Raw genomic sequence first — 21,241 nt, 5'->3', positions numbered from 1 at the left:
ACGAGGTCGGGGTTGTGCACCTCGACACCGGCCGGGGGCGCGATGTCGGCGGCGGTGACCAGACCCGGGCCCTGCTTGCGCAGGTACATCACGACCGGCTCGTCGTGCTCCGAGGAGACGACCAGCTGCTTGATGTTCAGGATGAGGTCGGTGACGTCTTCCTTGACGCCCGGCACGGTGGTGAACTCGTGCAGGACACCGTCGATACGGATGGACGTGACCGCCGCACCCGGAATCGAGGAGAGAAGGGTCCGGCGCAGGGAGTTGCCGAGGGTGTAACCGAAGCCCGGCTCCAGCGGCTCGATCACGAACCGGGAGCGGAACTCGTCGACGACCTCTTCGGTCAACGAGGGACGCTGAGCAATCAGCATGAAACGTTTCCTTCAGTCATGGGCACCCACTATTTGATGCCCGACTCACCGGGCGGTAGCCCGATATTTGGTACTGCTGCAAGGGTACGGGCGGCACGCCTCCGAAGAGCCGTACCGCCCGAAAACCTAAGACAACCGTGCGTCAGACGCGGCGGCGCTTGGGCGGACGGCAGCCGTTGTGCGGGGTCGGCGTGACGTCCTGGATCGAACCGACCTCGAGGCCCGTGGCCTGGAGGGAGCGGATCGCGGTCTCGCGGCCGGAGCCCGGACCCTTGACGAAGACGTCAACCTTGCGCATGCCGTGCTCCTGGGCGCGACGCGCGGCCGACTCGGCGGCCATCTGCGCGGCGAACGGAGTGGACTTGCGCGAGCCCTTGAAGCCGACGTGGCCGGCGGACGCCCAGGAGATCACGTTGCCGGTCGGGTCCGTGATGGACACGATCGTGTTGTTGAACGTGCTCTTGATGTGAGCGTGCCCGTGAGCGACGTTCTTCTTTTCCTTGCGGCGCACCTTCTTGGCAGCGCCCTGACGACCCTTGGGGGGCATCTATTACTCCTACGGGAGGTGGTCGGTCCTGCAGCGACAGCTGTCGATAGACCGCTGAGCGAGGACTACTTCTTGCCCGGCTTCTTCTTACCGGCGATGGCGCGACGCGGGCCCTTGCGGGTACGAGCGTTCGTGCTGGTGCGCTGACCGCGGACGGGCAGGCCACGACGGTGACGAAGACCCTGGTAGCAGCCGATCTCGACCTTGCGGCGGATGTCGGCCTGGATCTCGCGACGGAGGTCACCCTCAGTCTGGATGTTCGCGTCCACGTACTCGCGGATCTTGATCAGGTCCTCTTCGGACAGATCACGAACGCGGGTGTTGCGGTCCACACCGGTGGCGTCCAGCGTCTGCTGGGACAGCGTGCGGCCAATGCCGAACACGTAGGTGAGGGCGACCTCTACGCGCTTGTCGCGCGGGAGGTCAACGCCTTCAAGGCGTGCCATTCAAGGCTCCTGTTGATACTTCGGAGGTCTTCAGCAGGACCATTCCCAGGCGCCGTATGAGGTACATCCTGGGTCCCCGGCCTCCGACCGGGGGTGTCGCCCTCCATTACCAAAGGATCTGAAGAGGGACGGGTCCTGCATGTGTACTTAATTGCGTCGCGCGAAAATCTGCGAACTGCAGTCGTGCGTCAGCCCTGGCGCTGCTTGTGGCGCGGGTTGTCGCAGATAACCATGACCCGGCCGTGACGGCGGATCACCCTGCACTTGTCGCAGATCTTCTTGACGCTCGGCTTGACCTTCATTGGTGAGGTTCTCCGGGTCAGTGCCACCACCCCGCGCGAGGCGGGATGCGGGCAAGATCTACTTGTACCGGTAGACGATCCGGCCACGCGTCAGGTCGTACGGAGACAGCTCCACCACGACCCGGTCGTCAGGGAGGATACGGATGTAGTGCATACGCATCTTGCCGCTGATGTGAGCCAGGACCTGGTGGCCGTTCTGGAGCTCCACCTTGAACATGGCGTTCGGGAGAGACTCGACGACAGTGCCTTCGATCTCGATGGCACCTTGCTTCTTGGCCACGCTTTGCCCTTCGAATCGACTACCTTGATCGACTCAGCACGTACATGCAGGCATGCGTGTGCACGAGAGCCGACGAGTCAGTCTACGTCAGGGCACCCGGAAAGACGAATCGGGGAAGTTTGCCCCACAGTAAAGATCATTATGCAAGCGGATCCGGAGCAGCGGCCGGAGTCACGCCAGAGGGTCCGGCGCCGCCGTCACGCCCAGCTCGGCCAGCTTCGCCTTGCCGCCGTCGGGCGCGGTGAGGACCAGCGGGCCCTGTTCGGTCAGCGCGATGGAGTGCTCCCAGTGCGAGGACCAGGTGCCGTCCGTCGTGATGACGGTCCAGTCGTCCTCGAGGACCTCGGTGCGCGGGGTGCCGAGGGAGACCATCGGCTCGATCGCGAGGCAGAAGCCGGGGACGAGCTTCGGGCCCTTGCCGCGGCGGCGCTCGACGTAGTTCAGGAGGTGCGGGTCCATGTGCATCTCGGTGCCGATGCCGTGGCCGCCGTAGTCCTCGACGATGCCGTACTTGCCGCCGCCCGGCTTGGGCTGGCGGCGGATGTAGGACTCGATGGCGCGGGAGATGTCGATCAGCCGGTTGCCGTTCTTCATCGCGGCGATGCCGGCCCACATCGACTCCTCGGTCACCCGGGAGAGTTCGATCAGCTCCGGAGCGTGACCGGTGCCGACGAACGCCGTGTACGCGGCGTCCCCGTGCCAGCCGTCGATGATCGCGCCGCAGTCGATGGAGATGATGTCGCCGTCCTTGAGGACGGTCTTGTCGTCCGGGATGCCGTGCACGACGACCTCGTTGACCGAGGTGCAGATGGTCGCAGGGAATCCCCCGTAGCCGAGGAAGTTCGACTTGGCCCCGTGCTCGTCGAGCACCTTGCGCGCGACCTCGTCCAGGTCCCGGGTAGTGGCACCGGGCACCGCAGCCTCACGCGTCGCCGCGTGGATCGCGGCGACGACCAGCCCCGCCTCACGCATCTTGGCGATCTGCTCGGGGGTCTTGATCTGCACCATGGGGGCCTGCGCTCTCCGTCTTCCGACTACGGGTTTTTACCTAGACAACACTACGGCCGCGGCGCCCTGTACGGGCACCGCGGCCGGAGCAGCGTAACGGCTTACTTGTCGCGCTTGAGGGCGTCCATGGCCCGCGCGGTCACCTCGTCGACCTTGCCGAGCGCCGAGATCGTCCGCACCAGGCCCTGGGCCCGGTAGTAGTCGATGATCGGTTCGGTCTGCGAGTGGTAGACCTCGAGCCGCTTGCGGACGGTGTCCTCGGTGTCGTCCTCGCGCTGGTACAGCTCGCCGCCGCAGACGTCACAGACGCCTTCCTGCTTCGGCTGCTTGTACGACACGTGGAAGACGTGCGCGGAGTCCTTGCGGCAGATGCGGCGGCCGGCGATGCGCTTGACCACCTCGTCCTCGGGGACCTCGAGGTCCAGGACCGCGTCGAGCTTCACTTCGTCCGCCTTGAGGGCGACGTCGAGCGCCTCGGCCTGCGAGACGTTGCGAGGGAAGCCGTCGAGCAGGAAGCCGTTCACGGCGTCCGGCTGCTCCATGCGGTCCTTGGCCATCCCGATGGTGACCTCGTCCGGAACCAGGTTTCCGGCGTCCATGAACGCCTTTGCCTGCTTGCCCAACTCCGTGCCCTGGCTGATGTTGGCACGGAAGAGGTCGCCCGTGGAGATGTGCGGAATCGACAGGTTCTTGGCAAGGAACGCGGCCTGCGTTCCCTTGCCCGCACCGGGCGGCCCGACGAGGACGATACGCATCAGCGGAGGAACCCTTCGTAATTGCGCTGCTGAAGCTGGCTCTCGATCTGCTTCACCGTTTCCAGACCGACACCCACGATGATGAGGATGCTGGTCCCGCCGAACGGGAAGTTCTGGCTTGCCCCGAAGCCAACCAACGCCATCGTCGGTACGAGAGCGATCAGACCCAGATACAGCGAACCCGGCCACGTGATCCGGTTGAGTACGTAACTGAGGTACTCAGCGGTCGGCCGGCCAGCCCGGATGCCCGGGATGAAGCCACCATACTTCTTCATGTTGTCCGCGACTTCCTCGGGGTTGAACGAGATCGCCACGTAGAAGAACGCGAAGAAAACGATCAGCAGGAAGTACGAAACGATGTAATAGGGGTGATTTCCCTTGGTCAGATGGTCGTTGATCCAGGTCTTCCACCCCGAGTTGCCTCCCGCGAACTGCGCGACGAGGGCCGGGATGTAGAGCAGCGACGAGGCGAAGATGACAGGGATCACACCCGCCTGATTGACCTTCAGCGGGATGTAGGTGGACGTACCGCCGTAAGACCGGCGACCGATCATGCGCTTCGCATACTGGACAGGAATGCGGCGCTGCGCCTGCTCGACGAAGACCACCAGGCCGACCATGACGAGGCCCACCAGGATCACGGCGCCGAACTCGATCCAGCCGCCGGCGAGGTCACCGGTCGTCTTGATGGTCCACAGGGCGCTCGGGAAGGTGGCGGCGATCGAGATGAACATCAGGATCGACATGCCGTTGCCGATGCCGCGGTCGGTGATGAGCTCACCGAGCCACATGACGATGGCGGTACCGGCGGTCATCGTGATGACCATCGTGATCGTCACGAAGATCGACTGGTCCGGGACGATCTGGTTCGCGACGGGGCAGCCCTGGAAGAGGGCGCCGCTGCGAGCGGTCGCGACGAGGCCGGTGCCCTGGAGGATGGCGAGCGCCACGGTCAGGTATCGGGTGTACTGCGTGATCTTCGCCGTACCCGCCTGACCCTCCTTCTTCAGAGCCTCGAGCCGCGGGATCACGACGGTGAGCAGCTGCAGGATGATGCTCGCGGTGATGTACGGCATGATGCCGAGCGCGAAGATCGTGATCTGCAGGAGCGCGCCGCCACTGAACATGTTGACGAGACCGAACAGCCCCTGCGTGCCTTTGTTCGCGTCCATACATGTCTGGACGTTCGAGTAGCTGACTCCCGGGATCGGCACGTGCGTACCGATGCGGTAGATCACGATGATGCCGAGCGTGAAGAGCAGCTTCTTGCGCAGGTCGGGCGTCTTGAACGCCCGGGCGAACGCGGTGAGCACGGTGCCTCCTGCGACCCCCGCGCACGTGCGTCAGAGGTGACGGTCTTGAGGTTCGATGAGTGAAGGAATGCGTAACAGTCAAGCACCGGGTGAAGATCCGTCAGACTCGTCGCCTTCAGGACACACCGCCCGGCCCAGGGCGTCAGCCCCAGACGGATACAGCACAGTGCAGGCCACCATACCGGCGACCATGCCCCCCTTGGAACGACCAACCGGGGATGCCCCAAATATGGGGCATCCCCGGTCGGGAATCGCTCATGTCATCGAGACGCCTGAAAAGGTCAGACGAGCTCGGTGACGGTACCGCCGGCGGCGGTGATCTTCTCCTTGGCGGAGTTGGAGACGGCGTCAACCGTCACCTGCAGCGCCACGGTGAGCTCACCCTGGCCGAGCACCTTGACGAGGCTGTTCTTGCGAACGGCACCCTTGGCGACGAGACCCTCAACGGTGACCTCGCCACCTTCCGGGTACAGCGCGCTCAGCTTGTCGAGGTTCACGACCTGGAACTCGGTCTTGAACGGGTTCTTGAAGCCCTTGAGCTTCGGGAGACGCATGTGGAGGGGCATCTGGCCACCCTCGAAGCGCTCCGGAACCTGGTAACGGGCCTTCGTGCCCTTGGTACCACGACCGGCCGTCTTACCCTTCGACGCCTCACCGCGACCCACACGGGTCTTCGCGGTCTTGGCGCCCGGGGCGGGACGGAGGTTGTGGATCTTGAGCGGGTTGTTCTCCGCCATGATCAGTCGACCTCCTCGACCGTCACGAGGTGCCGCACGGTGTTAGCCATGCCGCGGAACTCGGGACGATCCTCCTTGACGACCACGTCGTTCAGGCGCTTGAGCCCGAGCGAACGCAGGGTGTCGCGGTGGTTCTGCTTGCTACCGATGTACGACTTCGTCTGCGTGATCTTGAGACGGGCCATTACGCACCCGCTCCCGCACGTGCACGAAGCAGAGCCGCGGGGGCGACGTCCTCGAGCGGCAGACCACGGCGAGCCGCGATCTCCTCGGGACGCTGCAGGCCCTTGAGGGCCGTCACGGTCGCGTGCACGATGTTGATCGCGTTGGACGAGCCGAGCGACTTCGACAGAATGTCGTGAACGCCGGCGCACTCGAGCACAGCACGCACCGGGCCACCGGCGATAACGCCGGTACCGGGGGCAGCAGGCTTGAGCAGGACGACGCCCGCGGCCTTCTCGCCCGTGATCGGGTGCGGGATGGTGCCCTGGATACGGGGGACCTTGAAGAAGTGCTTCTTGGCCTCCTCAACACCCTTGGCGATGGCGGCCGGCACCTCCTTGGCCTTGCCGTAACCAACACCGACGGTGCCGTCACCATCGCCTACCACGACGAGCGCGGTGAAGCTGAAGCGACGACCACCCTTCACAACCTTGGCGACGCGGTTGATCGCGACAACGCGCTCAACGTACGCGGTCTTCTCGGCGGCAGCAGCGCCACCGTCGCGACCCTTCCGGTCCCGCCGCTCGCCGCCACCGGCACCGCTTCCGCGGCGCTGGGGTCCAGCCATTGGAATTACCTCTCTTCGTTTTCCGCTAGCTACGGAACCGGATCAGAACTTCAGACCGGCTTCGCGGGCGGCGTCCGCCAGAGCGGCGATGCGCCCGGCGTACTGGTTACCACCACGGTCGAACACGACAGCCTCGACGCCCGCGGCCTTGGCGCGCTCGGCGACCAGGGCGCCGACCTTGCCGGCCTGCGCGGACTTGTCGGCCTCGACACCACGGATCGAGGTGTCCAGGGTCGACGCCGACGCGAGGGTGTGACCCTTAACGTCGTCGATGACCTGGGCCACGATGTGGCGGTTCGAGCGCGTCACGACCAGGCGCGGACGCTCGGCCGTACCCGAAACATGCTTACGGATACGAATGTGACGCCGCTTGATGGCAGCACGCTTGTAAGCGTCGCCCTTAGCAATCTTGACACCGTATGCCATGGCTTACTTACCCGCCTTTCCGACCTTGCGGCGGATGACTTCGCCTTCGTACTTGACGCCCTTGGCCTTGTACGGGTCGGGCTTGCGCAGCTTGCGGATGTTGGCCGCAACCTCGCCGACCTTCTGCTTGTCGATACCCTCGACCGAGAACTTGGTCGGCGACTCGACCTTGAAGGAGATGCCCTCGGGCGCCTCGATCAGGATCGGGTGGCTGTAGCCGAGCGAGAACTCCAGGTTGGAGCCCTTCGCCAGGACGCGGTAACCGACACCGCTGATCTCGAGCTTCTTCACGTAACCCTGGGTCACGCCGGTGATCATGTTCGCCACCAGCGTGCGGGACAGGCCGTGGAGGGCCTTGTTCTGACGCTCGTCGTTCGGGCGGGTGACGTTCAGAACGCCGTCCTCGCCCTTAGCGATGTCGATCGGCGCCACGACGGTGTGCGAGAGGGAACCCTTGGGGCCCTTCACCGCGACCGTACGGCCGTCGATGGTGACGTCCACGCCGGCGGGAACCGTGATGGGGAGCTTGCCAATACGCGACATTAGCTTTTCCTCCGTTCCCGACTACCAGACGTAGGCGAGGACTTCCCCACCTACGCCCTTCTTGCCTGCCTGCTGGCCGGTCAGAAGACCGTGCGACGTGGAGATGATCGCCACGCCGAGGCCGCCGAGGACCTTGGGCAGGTTGGTGGACTTCGCGTAAACCCGGAGACCGGGCTTGGAGATCCGCTTGATGCCCGCAATGGAGCGCTCACGGTTCGGGCCGAACTTGAGCTCGAGGACGAGGTTCTTGCCAACCTCGGCGTCCTCGGTCTTCCAGCCCGTGATGAAGCCCTCCTGCTGGAGGATCTCCGCGATGTGAGACTTGATCTTGCTGTGCGGCATCGCCACGGTGTCGTGGTACGCCGAGTTCGCGTTACGCAGACGAGTCAGCATGTCCGCGATCGGATCAGTCATGGTCATGAATTGGCCTTCGGCCTCTCTCGCCGGGGTTTCCTGTATGCGCCATCCCTCTCCCCACACAGAGGCGGGACGGGTGCGGTGCGGGGACCTACGGCGTAGTAAGTCGGTATGGGCGGCGGGCGCCCAACCCCACAAGCCTACGGCATGTGAGGGAGGGCTCCCGCCGTCCAAATACTTACCGAGAGCGTCCGGTAATTCCCAAGCCCCTAAGGACGAAGGGGAATTACCAGGAGCTCTTGGTCACGCCCGGCAGCTCGCCACGGTGAGCCATCTCACGAAGGCACACGCGGCACAGGCCGAACTTGCGGTACACGGAGTGCGGGCGGCCGCAGCGCTGGCAGCGGGTGTAGCCACGCACACCGAACTTGGGCTTACGAGCAGCCTTGGCAATAAGAGCCTTCTTCGCCATCTCGCTTACGCCTCCTTGAACGGGAAGCCGAGGTGACGGAGAAGGGCACGGCCCTCAGCGTCGTTGGTCGCCGTGGTGACCACGGTGATGTCCATACCCCGGACGCGGTCGATCTTGTCCTGGTCGATCTCGTGGAACATGACCTGCTCCGTGAGACCGAAGGTGTAGTTGCCACGGCCGTCGAACTGCTTGGGAGACAGACCACGGAAGTCGCGGATGCGCGGAAGCGCGAGCGACAGGGTGCGGTCCAGGAACTCCCACATGCGGTCGCCACGGAGCGTGACGTGGGCACCGATCGGCTGACCCTCGCGCAGCTTGAACTGCGCGATGGACTTGCGGGCCTTGGTGATGGCCGGCTTCTGACCGGTGATCGTGGTCAGGTCACGGACGGCACCGTCCATGAGCTTGGAGTCACGGGCGGCGTCGCCGACACCCATGTTGACCACAATCTTGACGAGGCCCGGGGTCTGCATGACGTTCTCGTAGGAGAACTCTTCCTGCAGCTTGCCCGCGATCTCCTCGCGGTACTTCGTCTTGAGACGCGGAGTCGTGGTGGTAGCCATCAGATGTCCTCACCCGTCCGCTTGGCAACGCGAACCTTGTTGCCCTCGTCGTCGAAGCGGTAACCGACACGCGTGACGACCTTGTTGCCGTCCTTCTCCACGACGAGCTGAACGTTGCTCACGTGGACAGGGGCCTCGGTCGTGACGATGCCACCGGCCTGCGAACCGCTGGCGGTGGGGCCGGCCTTGGTGTGCTTCTTGACCCGGTTGACACCCTCGACCAGGACGCGGTCCTCGCGGGGGAAGGCCGCGATGACCTTGCCCTGCTTGCCCTTGTCCTTACCGGTGATGACCTGTACCAGGTCGCCCTTCTTGATCTTCATGCTTACAGCACCTCCGGCGCGAGCGAGATGATCTTCATGAACTTCTTCTCGCGCAGCTCACGGCCCACCGGGCCGAAGATACGGGTGCCGCGAGGGTCGCCGTCGTTCTTCAGAATGACGGCGGCGTTCTCGTCGAAGCGGATGTACGAGCCGTCCGGACGGCGGCGCTCCTTGACGGTGCGAACGATGACGGCCTTGACGACGTCACCCTTCTTCACGTTGCCACCGGGGATCGCGTCCTTGACGGTGGCGACGATGACGTCACCGATGCCCGCGTAGCGGCGACCCGAGCCACCGAGAACACGGATGGTGAGAATTTCCTTCGCACCCGTGTTGTCGGCGACGCGCAGTCGCGACTCCTGCTGGATCACGTCTATCTCCTGATTTGTCTGCCGGTTCCCCCGGGGCAGTTCAGCGAACTGCCCCGGGAGCCTGGCGGAACGAACTCTGAGGGATACCCCTCAGAGCTGTACTTGCTGGAATTCCCTTGCGGGAATTACCTACTTGGCCTTCTCGAGGATCTCGACGATGCGCCAGCGCTTGGTCGCCGACAGCGGACGCGTCTCCATGATGAGGACGCGGTCGCCGACGCCGGCAGCGTTCTGCTCGTCGTGCGCCTTGAGCTTGTTCGTACGGCGGATGACCTTGCCGTACAGCGCGTGCTTGACGCGGTCCTCGACAGCGACGACGACGGTCTTGTCCATCTTGTCGCTGACGACAAGACCCTCACGGGTCTTGCGGAAGCCGCGGGCGGCAGTCTCTTCAGTCACGTTGCTCTCGCTCATCAGGCGCTCTCCACCGTCTCGATGCCCAGCTCGCGCTCACGCATCAGGGTGTAGATCCGCGCGATGTCCTTACGGACGGCCTTCAGCCGACCGTGGTTCTCGAGCTGACCGGTCGCCGCCTGGAAACGGAGGTTGAACAGCTCTTCCTTGGCCTCGCGGAGCTTGTTGAGAAGCTCCTCGTTGCCCAGTTCGCGCAGCTCGGACGCCTTGGTACCGGCCGACATCACGACTCACCTGCCTCGCGCCGAACAATCCGGCACTTCATCGGAAGCTTGTGAGCAGCGCGGGTAAGCGCCTCACGCGCAATCTTCTCGTTCGGGTAGGACAGCTCGAACATCACCCGACCCGGGTGAACGTTCGCGACCCACCACTCGGGGGAACCCTTACCGGAACCCATGCGGGTCTCGGCGGGCTTCTTCGTAAGCGGGCGGTCCGGGTAGATGTTGATCCAGACCTTGCCGCCACGCTTGATGTGGCGGGTCATCGCGATACGAGCCGCCTCGATCTGGCGGTTGGTCACGTACGCCGGCGTGAGGGCCTGAATGCCGTACTCGCCGAACGCAACCGTCGTACCACCCTTGGCCTGACCGCGGCGCTTGGGGTGGTGCTGCTTGCGGTGCTTGACCCTACGGGGGATCAGCATTTCGGTCAGGCCTCCGTTCCGGTGCTCTCAGCCGGAGCGGCAGCGGCGGCGGGAGCGTCGGCCTTGGGGGCCTCGGCAGCCGGCGCGGACTGCTGCTGCGGCTTGCGGCCGCGGCCGCCCCGCTCGCCACCACGACCACCGCGGCCACCGGCCGGACGGTCGTTACCGCCACGGGCCGGGCGGTTACCCGCACGGGCAGCGGCGTTCTCGGCGCGGACCTCGGCGATGTTCTTGACGTCGCCCTTGTAGATCCAGACCTTCACACCGATACGGCCGAAGGTCGTCTTGGCCTCGAAGAAGCCGTAGTCGACGTTCGCGCGGAGCGTGTGCAGGGGCACACGGCCCTCGCGGTAGAACTCCGAGCGGGACATCTCGGCGCCGCCGAGACGGCCACCACACTGGATCTTGATGCCCTTGGCGCCGGCCTTCATCGCCGTCTGCATGCTCTTACGCATGGCGCGACGGAAGGAGACGCGGGAGGACAGCTGCTCGGCAACAGCCTGAGCAACCAGCTGAGCGTCGGTCTCGGGGTTCTTGACCTCGAGGATGTTCAGCTGGACCTGCTTGCCCGTGAGCTTCTCGAGGTCACCGCGGATGCGGTCGGCCTCGGCGCCACGGCGGCCGATGACGATGCCCGGACGAGCGGTGTGGATGTCCACACGCACGCGGTCACGGGTGCGCTCGATCTCAACCTTCGAGATACCGGCGCGCTCCATGCCGGAGGTCATCATGCGACGGATGGCTACGTCTTCCTTGACGTAGTCCTTGTACAGCTTGTCGGCGTACCAACGGGACTTGAAGTCCGTGGTGATACCGAGCCGGAACCCGTGCGGGTTTACCTTCTGGCCCATTACCGGGTTCCTTCCTTGCTGCTGACGACCACGGTGATGTGGCTGGTCCGCTTACGGATCCGGTAGGCACGGCCCTGAGCACGCGGACGGAACCGCTTCAGGGTCGGGCCCTCATCCACGTACGCCTCGCTGATGACCAGCGAATTGGCGTCGGTGTGGTCGTAGTTGTGTGCAGCGTTGGCGATGGCGCTGTCCAGCACCTTGCCAACCGGCACGCTCGCGGCCTGCGGGGCGAAACGCAGGACCGCCTGAGCCTCCGTGGCATCCATGCCACGGATGAGGTCCACCACGCGGCGGGCCTTCATGGGCGTGACGCGGATGTACCGCGCCTGGGCCCTGGCTTCCATGGTTGTCCCTTCAGTGTTCGTCATAGTCGATTCCACCCCGCCTTAGCGGCGCTTCGACTTCCGGTCGTCCTTGACGTGACCCCGGAAGGTGCGCGTCGGCGAGAACTCGCCGAGCTTGTGGCCGACCATCGACTCGGTGACGAACACCGGGATGTGGATCTTGCCATTGTGCACCGCGATGGTGTGCCCCAGCATGGCCGGGATGATCATCGAGCGACGGGACCAGGTCTTGATGACGTTCTTGGAACCGGCTTCGTTCTGAGCGTCCACCTTCTTTACGAGGTGGCCGTCAACGAAGGGTCCCTTCTTGAGACTGCGCGGCATCTAAACCCGCTCCTAGCGCTTCTTGTTCGTCTTGCGGCGGCGGACGATGTACTTGTTCGAAGCCTTCTTCGGCGAACGAGTACGACCCTCCTTCTGACCCCACGGGGAGACCGGGTGGCGACCACCGGAGGTCTTGCCCTCACCACCACCGTGCGGGTGGTCAACCGGGTTCATCGCCACACCGCGAACGGTCGGACGAACGCCGAGCCAGCGCTTGCGGCCGGCCTTGCCCCAGTTGATGTTCGACTGCTCGGCGTTGCCGACCTCGCCGATCGTGGCGCGGCAGCGGGCGTCGACCAGGCGAATTTCGCCGGACGGCATACGAAGGTGGGCCATCGTGCCCTCCTTCGCCAGCAGCTGCACCGAGGCACCGGCGGAGCGGGCGAACTTGGCGCCGCCACCGGGACGGATCTCGATCGCGTGGATCGTGGTACCGACCGGGATGTTGCGGAGCGCCAGGTTGTTGCCCGGCTTGATGTCGGCCCCGGGACCGTTCTCGACGCGGTCACCCTGCGACAGGCCACGCGGAGCGACGATGTAACGCTTCTCGCCGTCGGCGTAGTGCAGCAGCGCGATGCGCGCGGTGCGGTTGGGGTCGTACTCGATGTGCGCGACCTTCGCCGGCACGCCGTCCTTGTCGTGACGACGGAAGTCGATCACTCGGTAGGCGCGCTTGTGTCCGCCACCCTGGTGGCGAACGGTCACACGACCGGCGTTGTTACGGCCGCCCTTGCTGTGCAGCGGGCGGACCAGCGACTTCTCCGGCGTGGACCGCGTGACCTCGACGAAGTCGGCAACGCTGGAGCCACGACGGCCCGGCGTAGTCGGCTTGTACTTGCGGATTCCCATTTCTCAGTCCTCGTCCGATATTCGGACCAGGGCGCTCCGCTAGGAGGCCTGGCCGAAGATGTCGATACGGTCGCCCTCAGCGAGGGTCACGATCGCGCGCTTGCTGTCAGCACGCTTGCCGAAGCCCGTCTTGGTCCGCTTGCGCTTGCCCTGACGGTTGATCGTGTTGACTCCGGTGACCTTGACCGAGAAGACCGCCTGGACGGCCTGCTTGATCTGGGTCTTGTTGGCCCGCGGGTCCACGACGAAGGTGTACTTGCCCTCGTCGAGAAGCGCGTAGCTCTTCTCGGAGACGACCGGCTTGAGGAGGACGTCACGGGGATCCGTGAAGCTCTTGCTCAGCGGCGTCTCGACGGTGTTCTTGCCCTCGGCCTCGTGGCGCTTCGCCTTGGCGACGCGCGCGGCCTTGGCGGCCTTGGCCGCCTTGGGGGCAATGCTCGGGTGACGCGTAGCCATCAGGCTTCGCTCCCTTCGGTGTCAGCGGCCTTGGGGCCAGACACGAAGGACTCGAAAGCGGCCTGGGTGAAGACCACGTCGTCCGAGACGAGAACGTCGTACGTGTTCAGCTGGCCCGGCTCCAGGATGTGGACCTGGGGCAGGTTGCGAGCGGAGAGCAGCGCGGCCTCGTCGGCACGGTCGATCACCAGGAGCAGGTTCTTGCGCTCCGAGATCTTGCCGAGCAGCGACTTGGCGGCCTTGGTGGAGACTCCGCCGTCGACCACGCCGGTGACGACGTGGATGCGAGCGTTGCGGGCCCGGTCGGTGAGGGCGTGGCGCAGGGCCGCGGCCTTCATCTTCTTGGGCGTCCGCTGCGAGTAGTCACGCGGCTGCGGGCCGTGGACGACGCCACCGCCGGCGAACTGCGGCGCGCGGGTCGAACCCTGGCGCGCACGGCCGGTGCCCTTCTGGCGGTAAGGCTTGCGCCCACCACCGCGGACCTCGCCGCGACGCTTGGTCTTGTGCGTGCCCTGACGGGCAGCGGCCAGCTGAGCGACGACGACCTGGTGGAGAAGCGGGATGCTGATCTTCTCTACGTCGAAGATCTCCGCGGGGAGCTCGACCGTCCCGGCCTTGTCGCCTGCCGGCGAAAGGATGTCAATGGTGCTCATCGGTTCCTCAAACCCCCTTGGCCGCGGTACGGACCAGGACGAGGCCACCGTTCGGACCGGGAACTGCGCCCTTGATGAGGAGCAGGCCCTTCTCCGCGTCAACGGCGTGAACGGTCAGGTTCTGGGTGGTGACCCGCTCGTTGCCCATGCGACCCGCCATGCGCATGCCCTTGAAGACACGGCCGGGGGTGGCACAGCCACCGATGGAACCGGGCATACGGTGCACACGGTGGGCACCGTGCGACGCCTTGCCACCCTTGAAGTTGTGGCGCTTCATGACACCGGCGAAGCCCTTGCCCTTGCTCTTCGCGGTGACGTCAACCTTGACGCCCGACTCGAAGACCTCGGCAGTGATCTCCTGGCCCAGCGTGTACTCGCTGGCGCCGGAGGTACGGAGCTCCACCAGGTGGCGGCGCGGGGTTACGTCGGCCTTGGCGAAGTGGCCCTTGAGGGGCTTGTTCACCTTGCGCGGGTCGATCTCGCCGAAGGCGATCTGGACCGACTCGTAGCCGTCGATGTCGTTCGTACGGACCTGGGTCACGACGTTCGGACCGGCCTTGACCACGGTGACCGGGACGACACGGTTGTTGTCGTCCCAGACCTGGGTCATGCCGAGCTTCTCGCCCAGGATGCCCTTGATCTGCTTAGCCATTCTCAGCTCACCGATCCCTAGAGCTTGATCTCGATGTCGACACCGGCCGGAAGGTCGAGTCGCATCAGAGAGTCAACGGTCTTGGGCGTCGGGTCGAGAATGTCGATCAGGCGCTTGTGCGTGCGCATCTCGAAGTGCTCGCGAGAGTCCTTGTACTTGTGCGGCGACTTGATGACGCAGTACACGTTCTTCTCAGTGGGCAGCGGCACCGGGCCTGCGACCGACGCACCAGTGCGGGTCACCGTCTCGACGATCTTCTTCGCCGAGCTGTCGATGACCTCGTGGTCGTAGGCCTTAAGCCGGATGCGGATCTTCTGTCCCGCCATGGCTACTAGTAGTCCTGTCTCTCGAAACGCTCTGGAACCTGGCAGGTCCTATTCCGCCCTCCTCCGACCCACGCGGTCGGGCGTGTCGCAGTCTCACTGACAGAAATATCCATACGGATTTCCCTGCTCGGGAGCTGCAGCCCTGGGACCGCGAAGCCGGGGGAAGAAACCCACCGGGCGCCTGGCTGAACGACCTCACTGCACTTCCCGGAAGATTCCCGTACGTCCGCCCTAGCGCTGCCTGCAGATCTTTCGACCTTCTGGCAGATGGGGCGACGAGTACTGTGGGACTCGCTTCCGGTCCTCCCGGCGGGAGGCGCGCAGCATCGGCACTCAACCGAGCAACCCCGACAGTCTGCCACAGAGCGGCTGCGCCTGGCCAATCGAGCCGTAGAGAGTACCCCTGGGGTGACGGAGGTCAAACCGGGAGGCCCGCGCGCCACCGACGGGGCACCGATGACCCCGCGTCTGTCGCCACTCTCACCGGACCGGATGCCCGTTCCCTTTCAGGCCTGGGGCCCGGCCGGAACACACTGCGCGTGTTGCGTAGGGCGGATTCCGGTTGTGATGATGTGCGCCATGTCTGAGCACGGGGGCGAGGCGGCCCAACCGCCACGGACCAGCATTCCGAGATCACGACTGGCGGACTACGCGGATCTGGCGGGGGTCTCGAGCGGTGCCGCAGACGGCATGGACGGGCAGCCACGCGAGCCGCAGCCCCGCGGCGAGGCAGAGCCCCCAGCGCCACCGCCTCCCGCCGACCCGGTTCTCGACGGCCCCGAGGTCGCGGCCCGCAAGCGGAGCTTCGGCGCGCTACTGGGCGAGTTCCGACGCACGCCGGTTCTGGTGCCGTTGGGCGAGGGTCCCGGTCCCGATGACGAACGCGGGATGCTGACGGCTGACCTGAACGGCATCCGGTTCATCCTCGCCTTCACCGACGAGCAGGCATTGGCCCGGTACGCGCGGGAGCGGGGTGCTTACCAGCGCGAGTGGACCTACCAGACCGTGTTGGGCGCACGCCTGCTGGACGTGGCGGTGCCCGCCGCCGGGGTTCCGTGCGGGGTGGCACTGGACTGTGCGGACGGGCCGGACGGCATGGTCTTCCCGCCCGTGATGGGCATCGTGCCGGACGAGGTGGCGGTGGATGCCGACGAGCACACAGAGGGCTCGGCATGACGAGGACGGGCGGCAAGGACCTTGAGACCGGCGGTCTGGCTCTCATCGCGAAAGGGCTGACTGAGGCACTCGGTGAGCTGAAGGAGCTGGGCATGGTCGGCGAGGCCGGGGCCGGACGCGGCTTCGGCGAACTCGCTCTGTCCGGCCTCGAGTTGGGTGAACAAGGAGTGACGGACGCACTCTCCTCGTTCTGCGAACGCTGGGAGTGGGGCGTGCGAGCCCTGATCCACGAGGGCAACAGCTTCGCGCAGGGCGTGGGGCTCTCGGCCGGTACGTACTACGAGACGGATCAGTACGTCGAGGGCGCTCTGAAGGTCGGGGCGAACTCTCTGATGGGCAACCCTTACGCGTCCGAGGACGACATCACCAAGATGAGCTGGGGCCAGCTGGCCGAGAACAACTCCTTCGCACACGCGGACTACAGCAAGGAGTCCTTCGAGACGGCCATGGCCAACAGCGCGCAGGGCTGGAAGGACGCCGGCCGCGACATCGCGACCTCCCACACCGCGGGCCCTCTGGGCCTCAACCCCGAGAACGTGCACAACGCCGCCGGTGTCTCCGACGCCGAGTACAACAAGTGGCTCGACGACACTTTCGGCCCCTCTCCCGAAGCTCGCGCCAAGGCCGCCGAACAGCAGCAGGGAGCGCCGGGCGGGGGTGCCGGCTGATGGGTGTCTTCGGCGACATCAAGGACGGGCTCAACGACGGCCTCGGGGCCATTGAGGACGGCATCGACTCCGGCAAGAAGGCTCTGGGCCACGGCGTCGACTGGGCCACGAACGAGGTCGGAGACGGCCTCGACCACGTAGGCCTGCACGGCGCAGCCGACGCCGTGCAGGACTGGGGCGACGGCGTGGCCTCCGACCTGGGCGCCACCCCCGGCGAGCAGCAGCTCGGCCAGACCGAGGACGCAGACGAACTCGTCCACGGCAAACCGGAGAAGATCCGGGAGAGCGCCAAGCACCTCAAGGACTTCCACACCGCCTTCGACCGCGTCGGCCAGGGCATGAAGAAGCTCGACTCCTCCCACTGGAGAGGCGAGGGCGGCGACAGCTTCCGCAAGAAGTTCGAGATGCACCCGACCAAGTGGCTGCACGCCTCCGACGCCTGCGAGTCGGCAGCCCAGGCGCTCGATTCGTATGCGGGGACCGTCAAGTGGGCGCAAGAGCAGGCCAAGGAAGCCATCGAGCTGTACAGGAAGGGCAAGAACGCCTCCGAGAAAGCCGTGGAGGCGTACAACAAGCGCGTCGACGCCTACAAGGCCAAGATCAAGGCCGATCAGGACCCCGGCCCCGCCCTTGAGCCCTTCCACGACCCCGGCAAGGCCGACATCAAGGCGGCCAGGGAGAAGCTGGCCGAGGCCCGCAAGCAGCGCAACACGGCTGCTTCCACGGCAGAGACCAAGGTCAAGGCGGCACTCGCCCACGCCCCGGCCGAGCCCCCGCCCCTGAGCCGCCTCGGCAACAACGTCACCGATGGCTATCAGGCCTACAACACGGAACTCACCCACGTCGTAGGCGGCGCCCTCAAGGGCACCGCGGGCCTGCTCAACTTCGCCCGCGGCCTCAACCCCACCGACCCCTACAACCTCACCCACCCCGCCGAGTACATGCAGAACGTCTCCATGACGCTCTCCGGGCTCGTGTCCACGGCGGCGCACCCCGAGCGGGTCGTGCAGGCGGCGGTGGACGGCTTCAAGAAGGACCCCTCCGAATTCTTCGGCCGCCTCATCCCAGAGGTCGTCGGCACCAAGGGCGCGGGGCTTGCCCGCAGCGGATTGCGCCTCGGGGTGAAGGAAGGAATGGAGACCGCGGCGTCGAACATGGCGTCCAAGGGACTGAAGTACGGCGACGAGGCGGTCGGGGCGGCGCCGAAGGACTTCAGCGATCTGGCGCGCAGTGCCGAGCATGTGAAAGAGAAAGCAATTCACTATGACTCGGTGGACCCGCACAAGGCCCAGGAATTCCTGGACTCGGAGTATCCGTGGCTGAAGGACGTCAACAACCGGTGGGAGGACGGATACACCCAGAACTGCGCGCACACCACGGTCACGGTCGACCGTCGCCTCGACGGCGTCGACGTCAGTGCGGCACCCCGGCAGGGACCGGGCCACCTGGACGTGGAGCAGCTGGGCGTCAAGGATCCGTCGACCGCCTGGCACCGGGCCGACAGTTACGATGACGTGATTCGCGATCTCCAGGCCAGGGGCGAGGGTTCGAGAAGTGCCGTCTTCATCGGCCGCGGGGACTCCGGACACTTCTTCAACGCGGTGAACACCGAGCACGGGGTGGTGTTCCTCGACGGCCAGAGCGGAAAGCTCGGAATGCTGGAGAGAGACGCGAAGGAAATCATGCACGTCCCGTACAGAAATGGGGCTCCATAAATGCTGAGTAGAGCCGAAGCCGTGGAAACGGCGGCCGCGCTCCTCGGAAGGGTTTATCCGGAGAAAGCGGATTCCCTGGTAATGCTTCCGGAGAAGTGTGTCGAGTACCCCTATGGCTGGGCCGTCCGCTTCGACTTCAAGGAACACATCGAGTCCGGTGACTGGCTGCAGTCACCGGTCACCAGCGTCGTCATCGTCCCGCACGACGGCGGCAAGGCCCATTTCCCGCCCAGCGTCTTCCCAGTGGCGGACTACATGAACCGGCGCGCCTCGGGCGACTGGCCGCCCAAGGAGTGAATGTGACAAGCCCTGCTGAGCGGGCCGCGACCTGGCTGAACCAGGTCTACCGAGGCCTGGTGGAGCTCGCCGCCCCCCACCCCGTACACGAGTCCCCCACCGCCTGGCTGATGGCCTGCCGCACCCTTGCGCAGCCCGGCTACCCGGACACCCCCATGCTCGCCGCCTCGGTCGTCGTGCCCAAGGACGGGAGCTCTCCGTTCCATCCGGCGCCGAGCGCCCCGTTCGCGGACCTCGCGCCCGCCGCGTCGTACGACGAGGCACTGACCCGGGTACAGAACCAGCCGCGCCGGATCAATGCTCGCGGTTGCCTGGTGACGCTGAACGCGATGATCGGCGGCGCCCCTTCGACGCCGCTTCCCTGGCAGCCGTCCGACGAGGCCCCGGGCTGGTGGAACAGGCTGCACCGCCGGTACTTCCCCGAGTTCGAGCCGGTGCCGGTGAACAGCTGGGACGATGCCGTCAAGGCGATCGCCGAGACCGGCCCCGACACCCGGGGCGTGGTGTGGGTGCGGCGTGAGATCGGCGGGCACGAGGCGTCGGGGCACCTGGTCTACGCCCACAACAACAAGGGCCGCGTCGTCTTTCTCGACGGCCTGACGTCCTCACTGGCGCAGCTGGACTCGGCCGGCGTGCGTGAGCTGGTTCTCGTACGCGCCGCGCCGGGATCGTCCGCTCCCCGCCGCGCGCCCTGGGAGCGTGAGGCGTACGGCTTCGAGGCGGCGTGCGGCAAGGCACAGCAGTGGCTGGACAGCGCGTACGGCGGCGAGGTGGAGCTGGTCGAGCCTGGGCCCGGTGACGAGACCCAGCGCGGCTGGGTGTTCTCCTGCGACAGTCGGCGCCACCTGCGCGAGGGCCGCTGGCAGGACACACTTCTGGACGCGTCAGTGGTCGTCCCCAAAGACGCGGACGCGCCCTTCCACCTGCCCAACTCCTCTCCGTGGGCCTGGCTGGCTCATTGGGACCAGGGCGGCACGCCGGGAACGGGCTCGTTCCCGCCACCGCCCGCACCCGGACGCGCGTACTGGTTCGAGCCGACGCTGGCCGATCTCGGCCCTGTCCTGTCCACCTCCGACCATCAGATCTGGAAGTCGGCGGTGGACGAACTCACGTCGTTCCCGGCGGGCTCACGCGCCCTGATCTGGGTGCGCCGCACGGACGGCCGCGGCAGGGAGGCGGTGGGCCTGCTGGTCTCGGCGCTGACCACGGAGACGGGCACAATCCTGGTCGACGGCTCATCGGACGAGCCGGTCGCGATGGACTCGACGGGGGTACGGGCCTTGCACGTGATCCGGTACCGCTGACGACGGGACCAGCGGGCACGCCCCTCGTGGAACACCGGCGCCGAGGCCTTGATGTCCGCGGTATGGAACGGCAACAGGCCTGTGGAGCAGAGGAGCCAGTGCGACGGGCGGCCAGTCCAATCGGGCTCGCCACGTGGGAGGTTGAGGGCTGCGTCAGTTCCCCGACGCATACGTGACGGAGTCGGTCCAGGCCTTGGCGGGGGTGACGGCGACCTCGACGCAGTCGTTACGTCACCGCTACTGCGGCGACGAGACCGGCGATGAGGAACACGGCGAGAAGGACCGGGGACGGGCCGTGCGTCCCGGAGGCGTAATTCATTGCGTAATTCAAGGATTGCCAACTCGCATCGGCGATCACTCGCTCGCCCGGGCGACAGTCAACGGCAGGCAGGGTCAGTCAGTCGAGATCCCGTCCTTTCAGGACGGGAGGGCTGACGCGTCACCCCAGACGGCCTCCAGGTCCTGGCAGCGGACCGTGACAGTCGCGTCGGTCAGTCCGATTTCGTGCACGCAGCCGCCGTCCTCGCCCGGGAGTATCTCGTCGAGCAGCACGGTGTCGACCGACATCCAGTCGATGGAGTGCTCGTAGTCGATGGAGAAGTGCGTCACTCCCGAATAAGTGATACGCAGCCCGGAATCGTGCCTCCACTGATTCGGAGCGAAATCCAGCGTCAACCCTCCGCTTTTATCGACGGCCACCTGGACGCCAGACAGTTCAAGGTCTTTGACGCAGCGCATGTTTCCGCGCCCCATATCGTAATGCGCCGGATCTGAGGCAAAGGACCAGGCACCTTCCGGCAGTTGGTCCCGAAGCTTTGGGATTTCGGCCAGATAGGGCCTCGGATCCAAGTAGAACCCGTCGGATTCCCAGACTGCCGTGACGTACTTCATTTGCAACCTTCCGTGGCGAGAAGCGGCCGCCTCCATTTATCTCCGGTGATATTTGAGGTGCCACAGGATGT

35 protein-coding genes are annotated in these 21,241 nt (G+C 65.7%); 5 read left to right on the top strand and 30 right to left on the bottom strand.

Features of this window, described 5'->3' with window-relative positions; translation table 11 throughout:
* The 29 genes from AC07EJ_RS38930 to rpsJ form a co-directional block, all read right to left on the bottom strand.
* Positions 1–371, bottom strand: a 371-nt coding sequence (locus AC07EJ_RS38930; protein WP_467616257.1) for a DNA-directed RNA polymerase subunit alpha, incomplete at its 3' end; no start/stop codon positions are given.
* Positions 372–513: 142 nt separating this feature from the next.
* Complete coding sequence (rpsK, locus tag AC07EJ_RS38925) at positions 514–918, bottom strand: 30S ribosomal protein S11 (RefSeq protein ID WP_003948617.1); 405 nt, start codon at positions 916–918, stop codon at positions 514–516.
* A 65-nt stretch (positions 919–983) separates the two neighbouring features.
* A complete protein-coding gene (gene rpsM, locus AC07EJ_RS38920) occupies positions 984–1,364 on the bottom strand; it encodes a 30S ribosomal protein S13 (RefSeq protein ID WP_116511038.1) in 381 nt (126 codons plus the stop codon).
* A 188-nt stretch (positions 1,365–1,552) separates the two neighbouring features.
* Entirely contained in the window at positions 1,553–1,666 is a 114-nt protein-coding gene (gene rpmJ, locus AC07EJ_RS38915; RefSeq protein WP_003974245.1) for a 50S ribosomal protein L36, read from the bottom strand.
* Between the two features lie 58 nt (positions 1,667–1,724).
* Positions 1,725–1,946 (bottom strand): translation initiation factor IF-1, encoded by a 222-nt coding sequence (infA, locus tag AC07EJ_RS38910; RefSeq protein ID WP_003948620.1) that lies wholly within the window; start codon positions 1,944–1,946, stop codon positions 1,725–1,727.
* 171 nt (positions 1,947–2,117) lie between these two features.
* Complete coding sequence (gene map / locus AC07EJ_RS38905; protein WP_362904150.1) at positions 2,118–2,954, bottom strand: type I methionyl aminopeptidase; 837 nt, start codon at positions 2,952–2,954, stop codon at positions 2,118–2,120.
* Between the two features lie 101 nt (positions 2,955–3,055).
* Positions 3,056–3,709, bottom strand: coding sequence for an adenylate kinase (locus AC07EJ_RS38900; protein WP_389486773.1), 654 nt, complete (start codon positions 3,707–3,709; stop codon positions 3,056–3,058).
* Positions 3,709–5,022, bottom strand: coding sequence for a preprotein translocase subunit SecY (gene secY, locus AC07EJ_RS38895; protein ID WP_389486775.1), 1,314 nt, complete (start codon positions 5,020–5,022; stop codon positions 3,709–3,711). Before secY ends, AC07EJ_RS38900 begins: the two co-directional genes overlap by 1 nt.
* Before the next feature lie 281 nt (positions 5,023–5,303).
* Positions 5,304–5,759 carry a 50S ribosomal protein L15 gene (gene rplO, locus AC07EJ_RS38890; protein ID WP_100594874.1) on the bottom strand — a complete coding sequence of 152 codons (456 nt, stop codon included), beginning with the start codon at positions 5,757–5,759 and terminating at the stop codon, positions 5,304–5,306.
* A 2-nt stretch (positions 5,760–5,761) separates the two neighbouring features.
* Entirely contained in the window at positions 5,762–5,944 is a 183-nt protein-coding gene (rpmD, locus tag AC07EJ_RS38885; protein WP_041985698.1) for a 50S ribosomal protein L30, read from the bottom strand.
* On the bottom strand, positions 5,944–6,549 hold the full coding sequence (gene rpsE, locus AC07EJ_RS38880; protein ID WP_362904144.1) for a 30S ribosomal protein S5: 606 nt from the start codon (positions 6,547–6,549) through the stop codon (positions 5,944–5,946). The genes rpmD and rpsE overlap by 1 nt, the downstream gene beginning before the upstream one ends.
* Before the next feature lie 42 nt (positions 6,550–6,591).
* Positions 6,592–6,975 carry a 50S ribosomal protein L18 gene (gene rplR / locus AC07EJ_RS38875; RefSeq protein WP_100594876.1) on the bottom strand — a complete coding sequence of 128 codons (384 nt, stop codon included), beginning with the start codon at positions 6,973–6,975 and terminating at the stop codon, positions 6,592–6,594.
* Between the two features lie 3 nt (positions 6,976–6,978).
* Positions 6,979–7,518 carry a 50S ribosomal protein L6 gene (rplF, locus tag AC07EJ_RS38870; RefSeq protein WP_362904142.1) on the bottom strand — a complete coding sequence of 180 codons (540 nt, stop codon included), beginning with the start codon at positions 7,516–7,518 and terminating at the stop codon, positions 6,979–6,981.
* A gap of 21 nt (positions 7,519–7,539) precedes the next feature.
* Positions 7,540–7,938, bottom strand: coding sequence for a 30S ribosomal protein S8 (gene rpsH, locus AC07EJ_RS38865; RefSeq protein WP_030221010.1), 399 nt, complete (start codon positions 7,936–7,938; stop codon positions 7,540–7,542).
* A gap of 223 nt (positions 7,939–8,161) precedes the next feature.
* Positions 8,162–8,347, bottom strand: coding sequence for a type Z 30S ribosomal protein S14 (locus AC07EJ_RS38860; RefSeq protein ID WP_003948630.1), 186 nt, complete (start codon positions 8,345–8,347; stop codon positions 8,162–8,164).
* 5 nt (positions 8,348–8,352) lie between these two features.
* The gene (gene rplE / locus AC07EJ_RS38855) at positions 8,353–8,910 is read right to left on the bottom strand and encodes a 50S ribosomal protein L5 (protein WP_100594878.1); all 558 of its coding nucleotides are present in this window, start codon (positions 8,908–8,910) and stop codon (positions 8,353–8,355) included.
* Complete coding sequence (gene rplX, locus AC07EJ_RS38850) at positions 8,910–9,233, bottom strand: 50S ribosomal protein L24 (RefSeq protein WP_100594879.1); 324 nt, start codon at positions 9,231–9,233, stop codon at positions 8,910–8,912. The genes rplE and rplX overlap by 1 nt, the downstream gene beginning before the upstream one ends.
* 2 nt (positions 9,234–9,235) lie before the next feature.
* Positions 9,236–9,604, bottom strand: a complete 369-nt coding sequence (rplN, locus tag AC07EJ_RS38845) for a 50S ribosomal protein L14 (protein ID WP_003974257.1) — start codon at positions 9,602–9,604, stop codon at positions 9,236–9,238.
* Positions 9,605–9,733: 129 nt separating this feature from the next.
* The gene (rpsQ, locus tag AC07EJ_RS38840) at positions 9,734–10,018 is read right to left on the bottom strand and encodes a 30S ribosomal protein S17 (protein ID WP_100594880.1); all 285 of its coding nucleotides are present in this window, start codon (positions 10,016–10,018) and stop codon (positions 9,734–9,736) included.
* Positions 10,018–10,242, bottom strand: a complete 225-nt coding sequence (gene rpmC / locus AC07EJ_RS38835) for a 50S ribosomal protein L29 (RefSeq protein ID WP_010036720.1) — start codon at positions 10,240–10,242, stop codon at positions 10,018–10,020. Before rpmC ends, rpsQ begins: the two co-directional genes overlap by 1 nt.
* Positions 10,242–10,661, bottom strand: a complete 420-nt coding sequence (gene rplP, locus AC07EJ_RS38830) for a 50S ribosomal protein L16 (RefSeq protein ID WP_030782563.1) — start codon at positions 10,659–10,661, stop codon at positions 10,242–10,244. Before rplP ends, rpmC begins: the two co-directional genes overlap by 1 nt.
* A gap of 5 nt (positions 10,662–10,666) precedes the next feature.
* Complete coding sequence (rpsC, locus tag AC07EJ_RS38825; protein WP_362904139.1) at positions 10,667–11,512, bottom strand: 30S ribosomal protein S3; 846 nt, start codon at positions 11,510–11,512, stop codon at positions 10,667–10,669.
* Positions 11,512–11,859 (bottom strand): 50S ribosomal protein L22, encoded by a 348-nt coding sequence (rplV, locus tag AC07EJ_RS38820; RefSeq protein WP_026249422.1) that lies wholly within the window; start codon positions 11,857–11,859, stop codon positions 11,512–11,514. The genes rpsC and rplV overlap by 1 nt, the downstream gene beginning before the upstream one ends.
* Positions 11,860–11,901: 42 nt before the next feature.
* Positions 11,902–12,183 (bottom strand): 30S ribosomal protein S19, encoded by a 282-nt coding sequence (gene rpsS, locus AC07EJ_RS38815; protein ID WP_389486781.1) that lies wholly within the window; start codon positions 12,181–12,183, stop codon positions 11,902–11,904.
* A gap of 12 nt (positions 12,184–12,195) precedes the next feature.
* The gene (rplB, locus tag AC07EJ_RS38810; RefSeq protein ID WP_127832086.1) at positions 12,196–13,032 is read right to left on the bottom strand and encodes a 50S ribosomal protein L2; all 837 of its coding nucleotides are present in this window, start codon (positions 13,030–13,032) and stop codon (positions 12,196–12,198) included.
* 39 nt (positions 13,033–13,071) lie between these two features.
* The gene (gene rplW / locus AC07EJ_RS38805) at positions 13,072–13,488 is read right to left on the bottom strand and encodes a 50S ribosomal protein L23 (protein ID WP_362904134.1); all 417 of its coding nucleotides are present in this window, start codon (positions 13,486–13,488) and stop codon (positions 13,072–13,074) included.
* On the bottom strand, positions 13,488–14,141 hold the full coding sequence (gene rplD, locus AC07EJ_RS38800) for a 50S ribosomal protein L4 (RefSeq protein WP_362904132.1): 654 nt from the start codon (positions 14,139–14,141) through the stop codon (positions 13,488–13,490). Before rplD ends, rplW begins: the two co-directional genes overlap by 1 nt.
* A gap of 7 nt (positions 14,142–14,148) precedes the next feature.
* Entirely contained in the window at positions 14,149–14,793 is a 645-nt protein-coding gene (gene rplC, locus AC07EJ_RS38795; protein ID WP_362904130.1) for a 50S ribosomal protein L3, read from the bottom strand.
* A 17-nt stretch (positions 14,794–14,810) separates the two neighbouring features.
* Positions 14,811–15,119, bottom strand: a complete 309-nt coding sequence (gene rpsJ, locus AC07EJ_RS38790) for a 30S ribosomal protein S10 (RefSeq protein ID WP_003948644.1) — start codon at positions 15,117–15,119, stop codon at positions 14,811–14,813.
* A gap of 579 nt (positions 15,120–15,698) precedes the next feature.
* Here rpsJ and AC07EJ_RS38785 point away from each other — a divergent pair.
* Genes AC07EJ_RS38785 through AC07EJ_RS38765 form a run of 5 tightly spaced genes read left to right on the top strand, consistent with a single transcriptional unit; the run spans position 15,699 to position 20,279 of the window.
* On the top strand, positions 15,699–16,295 hold the full coding sequence (locus AC07EJ_RS38785; RefSeq protein WP_389486784.1) for a hypothetical protein: 597 nt from the start codon (positions 15,699–15,701) through the stop codon (positions 16,293–16,295).
* Positions 16,292–16,963, top strand: coding sequence for a hypothetical protein (locus tag AC07EJ_RS38780; protein WP_478886002.1), 672 nt, complete (start codon positions 16,292–16,294; stop codon positions 16,961–16,963). The genes AC07EJ_RS38785 and AC07EJ_RS38780 overlap by 4 nt, the downstream gene beginning before the upstream one ends.
* Positions 16,963–18,678 carry a putative T7SS-secreted protein gene (locus AC07EJ_RS38775; RefSeq protein ID WP_389486788.1) on the top strand — a complete coding sequence of 572 codons (1,716 nt, stop codon included), beginning with the start codon at positions 16,963–16,965 and terminating at the stop codon, positions 18,676–18,678. The genes AC07EJ_RS38780 and AC07EJ_RS38775 overlap by 1 nt, the downstream gene beginning before the upstream one ends.
* A complete protein-coding gene (locus AC07EJ_RS38770; RefSeq protein WP_362904123.1) occupies positions 18,679–18,975 on the top strand; it encodes a YrhB domain-containing protein in 297 nt (98 codons plus the stop codon). It abuts the gene before it with no gap.
* A 2-nt stretch (positions 18,976–18,977) separates the two neighbouring features.
* Positions 18,978–20,279, top strand: a complete 1,302-nt coding sequence (locus AC07EJ_RS38765) for a YrhB domain-containing protein (protein ID WP_478886001.1) — start codon at positions 18,978–18,980, stop codon at positions 20,277–20,279.
* Positions 20,280–20,696: 417 nt separating this feature from the next.
* On the opposite strand, the gene AC07EJ_RS38760 is transcribed toward AC07EJ_RS38765, so the two are convergent.
* Positions 20,697–21,170: a hypothetical protein gene (locus tag AC07EJ_RS38760; RefSeq protein WP_389486792.1), complete on the bottom strand. Its 474-nt coding sequence runs from the start codon at positions 21,168–21,170 to the stop codon at positions 20,697–20,699.
* Positions 21,171–21,241 lie beyond the last annotated feature (71 nt).

It is taken from the genome of Streptomyces sp. NPDC045026 (assembly GCF_056432625.1).
This window is presented reverse-complemented; position numbering and strand designations above follow the sequence as displayed.

Coding starts and splice junctions, on each gene's coding strand:
- rpsK (WP_003948617.1), bottom strand. CDS start 918: ATGCCCCCCAAGGGTCGTCAGGGCGCTGCCAAGAAGGTGCGCCGCAAG.
- rpsM (WP_116511038.1), bottom strand. CDS start 1,364: ATGGCACGCCTTGAAGGCGTTGACCTCCCGCGCGACAAGCGCGTAGAG.
- rpmJ (WP_003974245.1), bottom strand. CDS start 1,666: ATGAAGGTCAAGCCGAGCGTCAAGAAGATCTGCGACAAGTGCAGGGTG.
- map (WP_362904150.1), bottom strand. CDS start 2,954: ATGGTGCAGATCAAGACCCCCGAGCAGATCGCCAAGATGCGTGAGGCG.
- AC07EJ_RS38900 (WP_389486773.1), bottom strand. CDS start 3,709: ATGCGTATCGTCCTCGTCGGGCCGCCCGGTGCGGGCAAGGGAACGCAG.
- rplO (WP_100594874.1), bottom strand. CDS start 5,759: ATGGCGGAGAACAACCCGCTCAAGATCCACAACCTCCGTCCCGCCCCG.
- rpmD (WP_041985698.1), bottom strand. CDS start 5,944: ATGGCCCGTCTCAAGATCACGCAGACGAAGTCGTACATCGGTAGCAAG.
- rpsE (WP_362904144.1), bottom strand. CDS start 6,549: ATGGCTGGACCCCAGCGCCGCGGAAGCGGTGCCGGTGGCGGCGAGCGG.
- rplR (WP_100594876.1), bottom strand. CDS start 6,975: ATGGCATACGGTGTCAAGATTGCTAAGGGCGACGCTTACAAGCGTGCT.
- rplF (WP_362904142.1), bottom strand. CDS start 7,518: ATGTCGCGTATTGGCAAGCTCCCCATCACGGTTCCCGCCGGCGTGGAC.
- rpsH (WP_030221010.1), bottom strand. CDS start 7,938: ATGACCATGACTGATCCGATCGCGGACATGCTGACTCGTCTGCGTAAC.
- AC07EJ_RS38860 (WP_003948630.1), bottom strand. CDS start 8,347: ATGGCGAAGAAGGCTCTTATTGCCAAGGCTGCTCGTAAGCCCAAGTTC.
- rplE (WP_100594878.1), bottom strand. CDS start 8,910: ATGGCTACCACCACGACTCCGCGTCTCAAGACGAAGTACCGCGAGGAG.
- rplX (WP_100594879.1), bottom strand. CDS start 9,233: ATGAAGATCAAGAAGGGCGACCTGGTACAGGTCATCACCGGTAAGGAC.
- rpsQ (WP_100594880.1), bottom strand. CDS start 10,018: ATGAGCGAGAGCAACGTGACTGAAGAGACTGCCGCCCGCGGCTTCCGC.
- rpmC (WP_010036720.1), bottom strand. CDS start 10,242: ATGTCGGCCGGTACCAAGGCGTCCGAGCTGCGCGAACTGGGCAACGAG.
- rplP (WP_030782563.1), bottom strand. CDS start 10,661: ATGCTGATCCCCCGTAGGGTCAAGCACCGCAAGCAGCACCACCCCAAG.
- rpsC (WP_362904139.1), bottom strand. CDS start 11,512: ATGGGCCAGAAGGTAAACCCGCACGGGTTCCGGCTCGGTATCACCACG.
- rplV (WP_026249422.1), bottom strand. CDS start 11,859: ATGGAAGCCAGGGCCCAGGCGCGGTACATCCGCGTCACGCCCATGAAG.
- rpsS (WP_389486781.1), bottom strand. CDS start 12,183: ATGCCGCGCAGTCTCAAGAAGGGACCCTTCGTTGACGGCCACCTCGTA.
- rplB (WP_127832086.1), bottom strand. CDS start 13,032: ATGGGAATCCGCAAGTACAAGCCGACTACGCCGGGCCGTCGTGGCTCC.
- rplW (WP_362904134.1), bottom strand. CDS start 13,488: ATGGCTACGCGTCACCCGAGCATTGCCCCCAAGGCGGCCAAGGCCGCC.
- rplD (WP_362904132.1), bottom strand. CDS start 14,141: ATGAGCACCATTGACATCCTTTCGCCGGCAGGCGACAAGGCCGGGACG.
- rplC (WP_362904130.1), bottom strand. CDS start 14,793: ATGGCTAAGCAGATCAAGGGCATCCTGGGCGAGAAGCTCGGCATGACC.
- rpsJ (WP_003948644.1), bottom strand. CDS start 15,119: ATGGCGGGACAGAAGATCCGCATCCGGCTTAAGGCCTACGACCACGAG.
- AC07EJ_RS38785 (WP_389486784.1), top strand. CDS start 15,699: ATGTCTGAGCACGGGGGCGAGGCGGCCCAACCGCCACGGACCAGCATT.
- AC07EJ_RS38780 (WP_478886002.1), top strand. CDS start 16,292: ATGACGAGGACGGGCGGCAAGGACCTTGAGACCGGCGGTCTGGCTCTC.
- AC07EJ_RS38775 (WP_389486788.1), top strand. CDS start 16,963: ATGGGTGTCTTCGGCGACATCAAGGACGGGCTCAACGACGGCCTCGGG.
- AC07EJ_RS38770 (WP_362904123.1), top strand. CDS start 18,679: ATGCTGAGTAGAGCCGAAGCCGTGGAAACGGCGGCCGCGCTCCTCGGA.
- AC07EJ_RS38760 (WP_389486792.1), bottom strand. CDS start 21,170: ATGAAGTACGTCACGGCAGTCTGGGAATCCGACGGGTTCTACTTGGAT.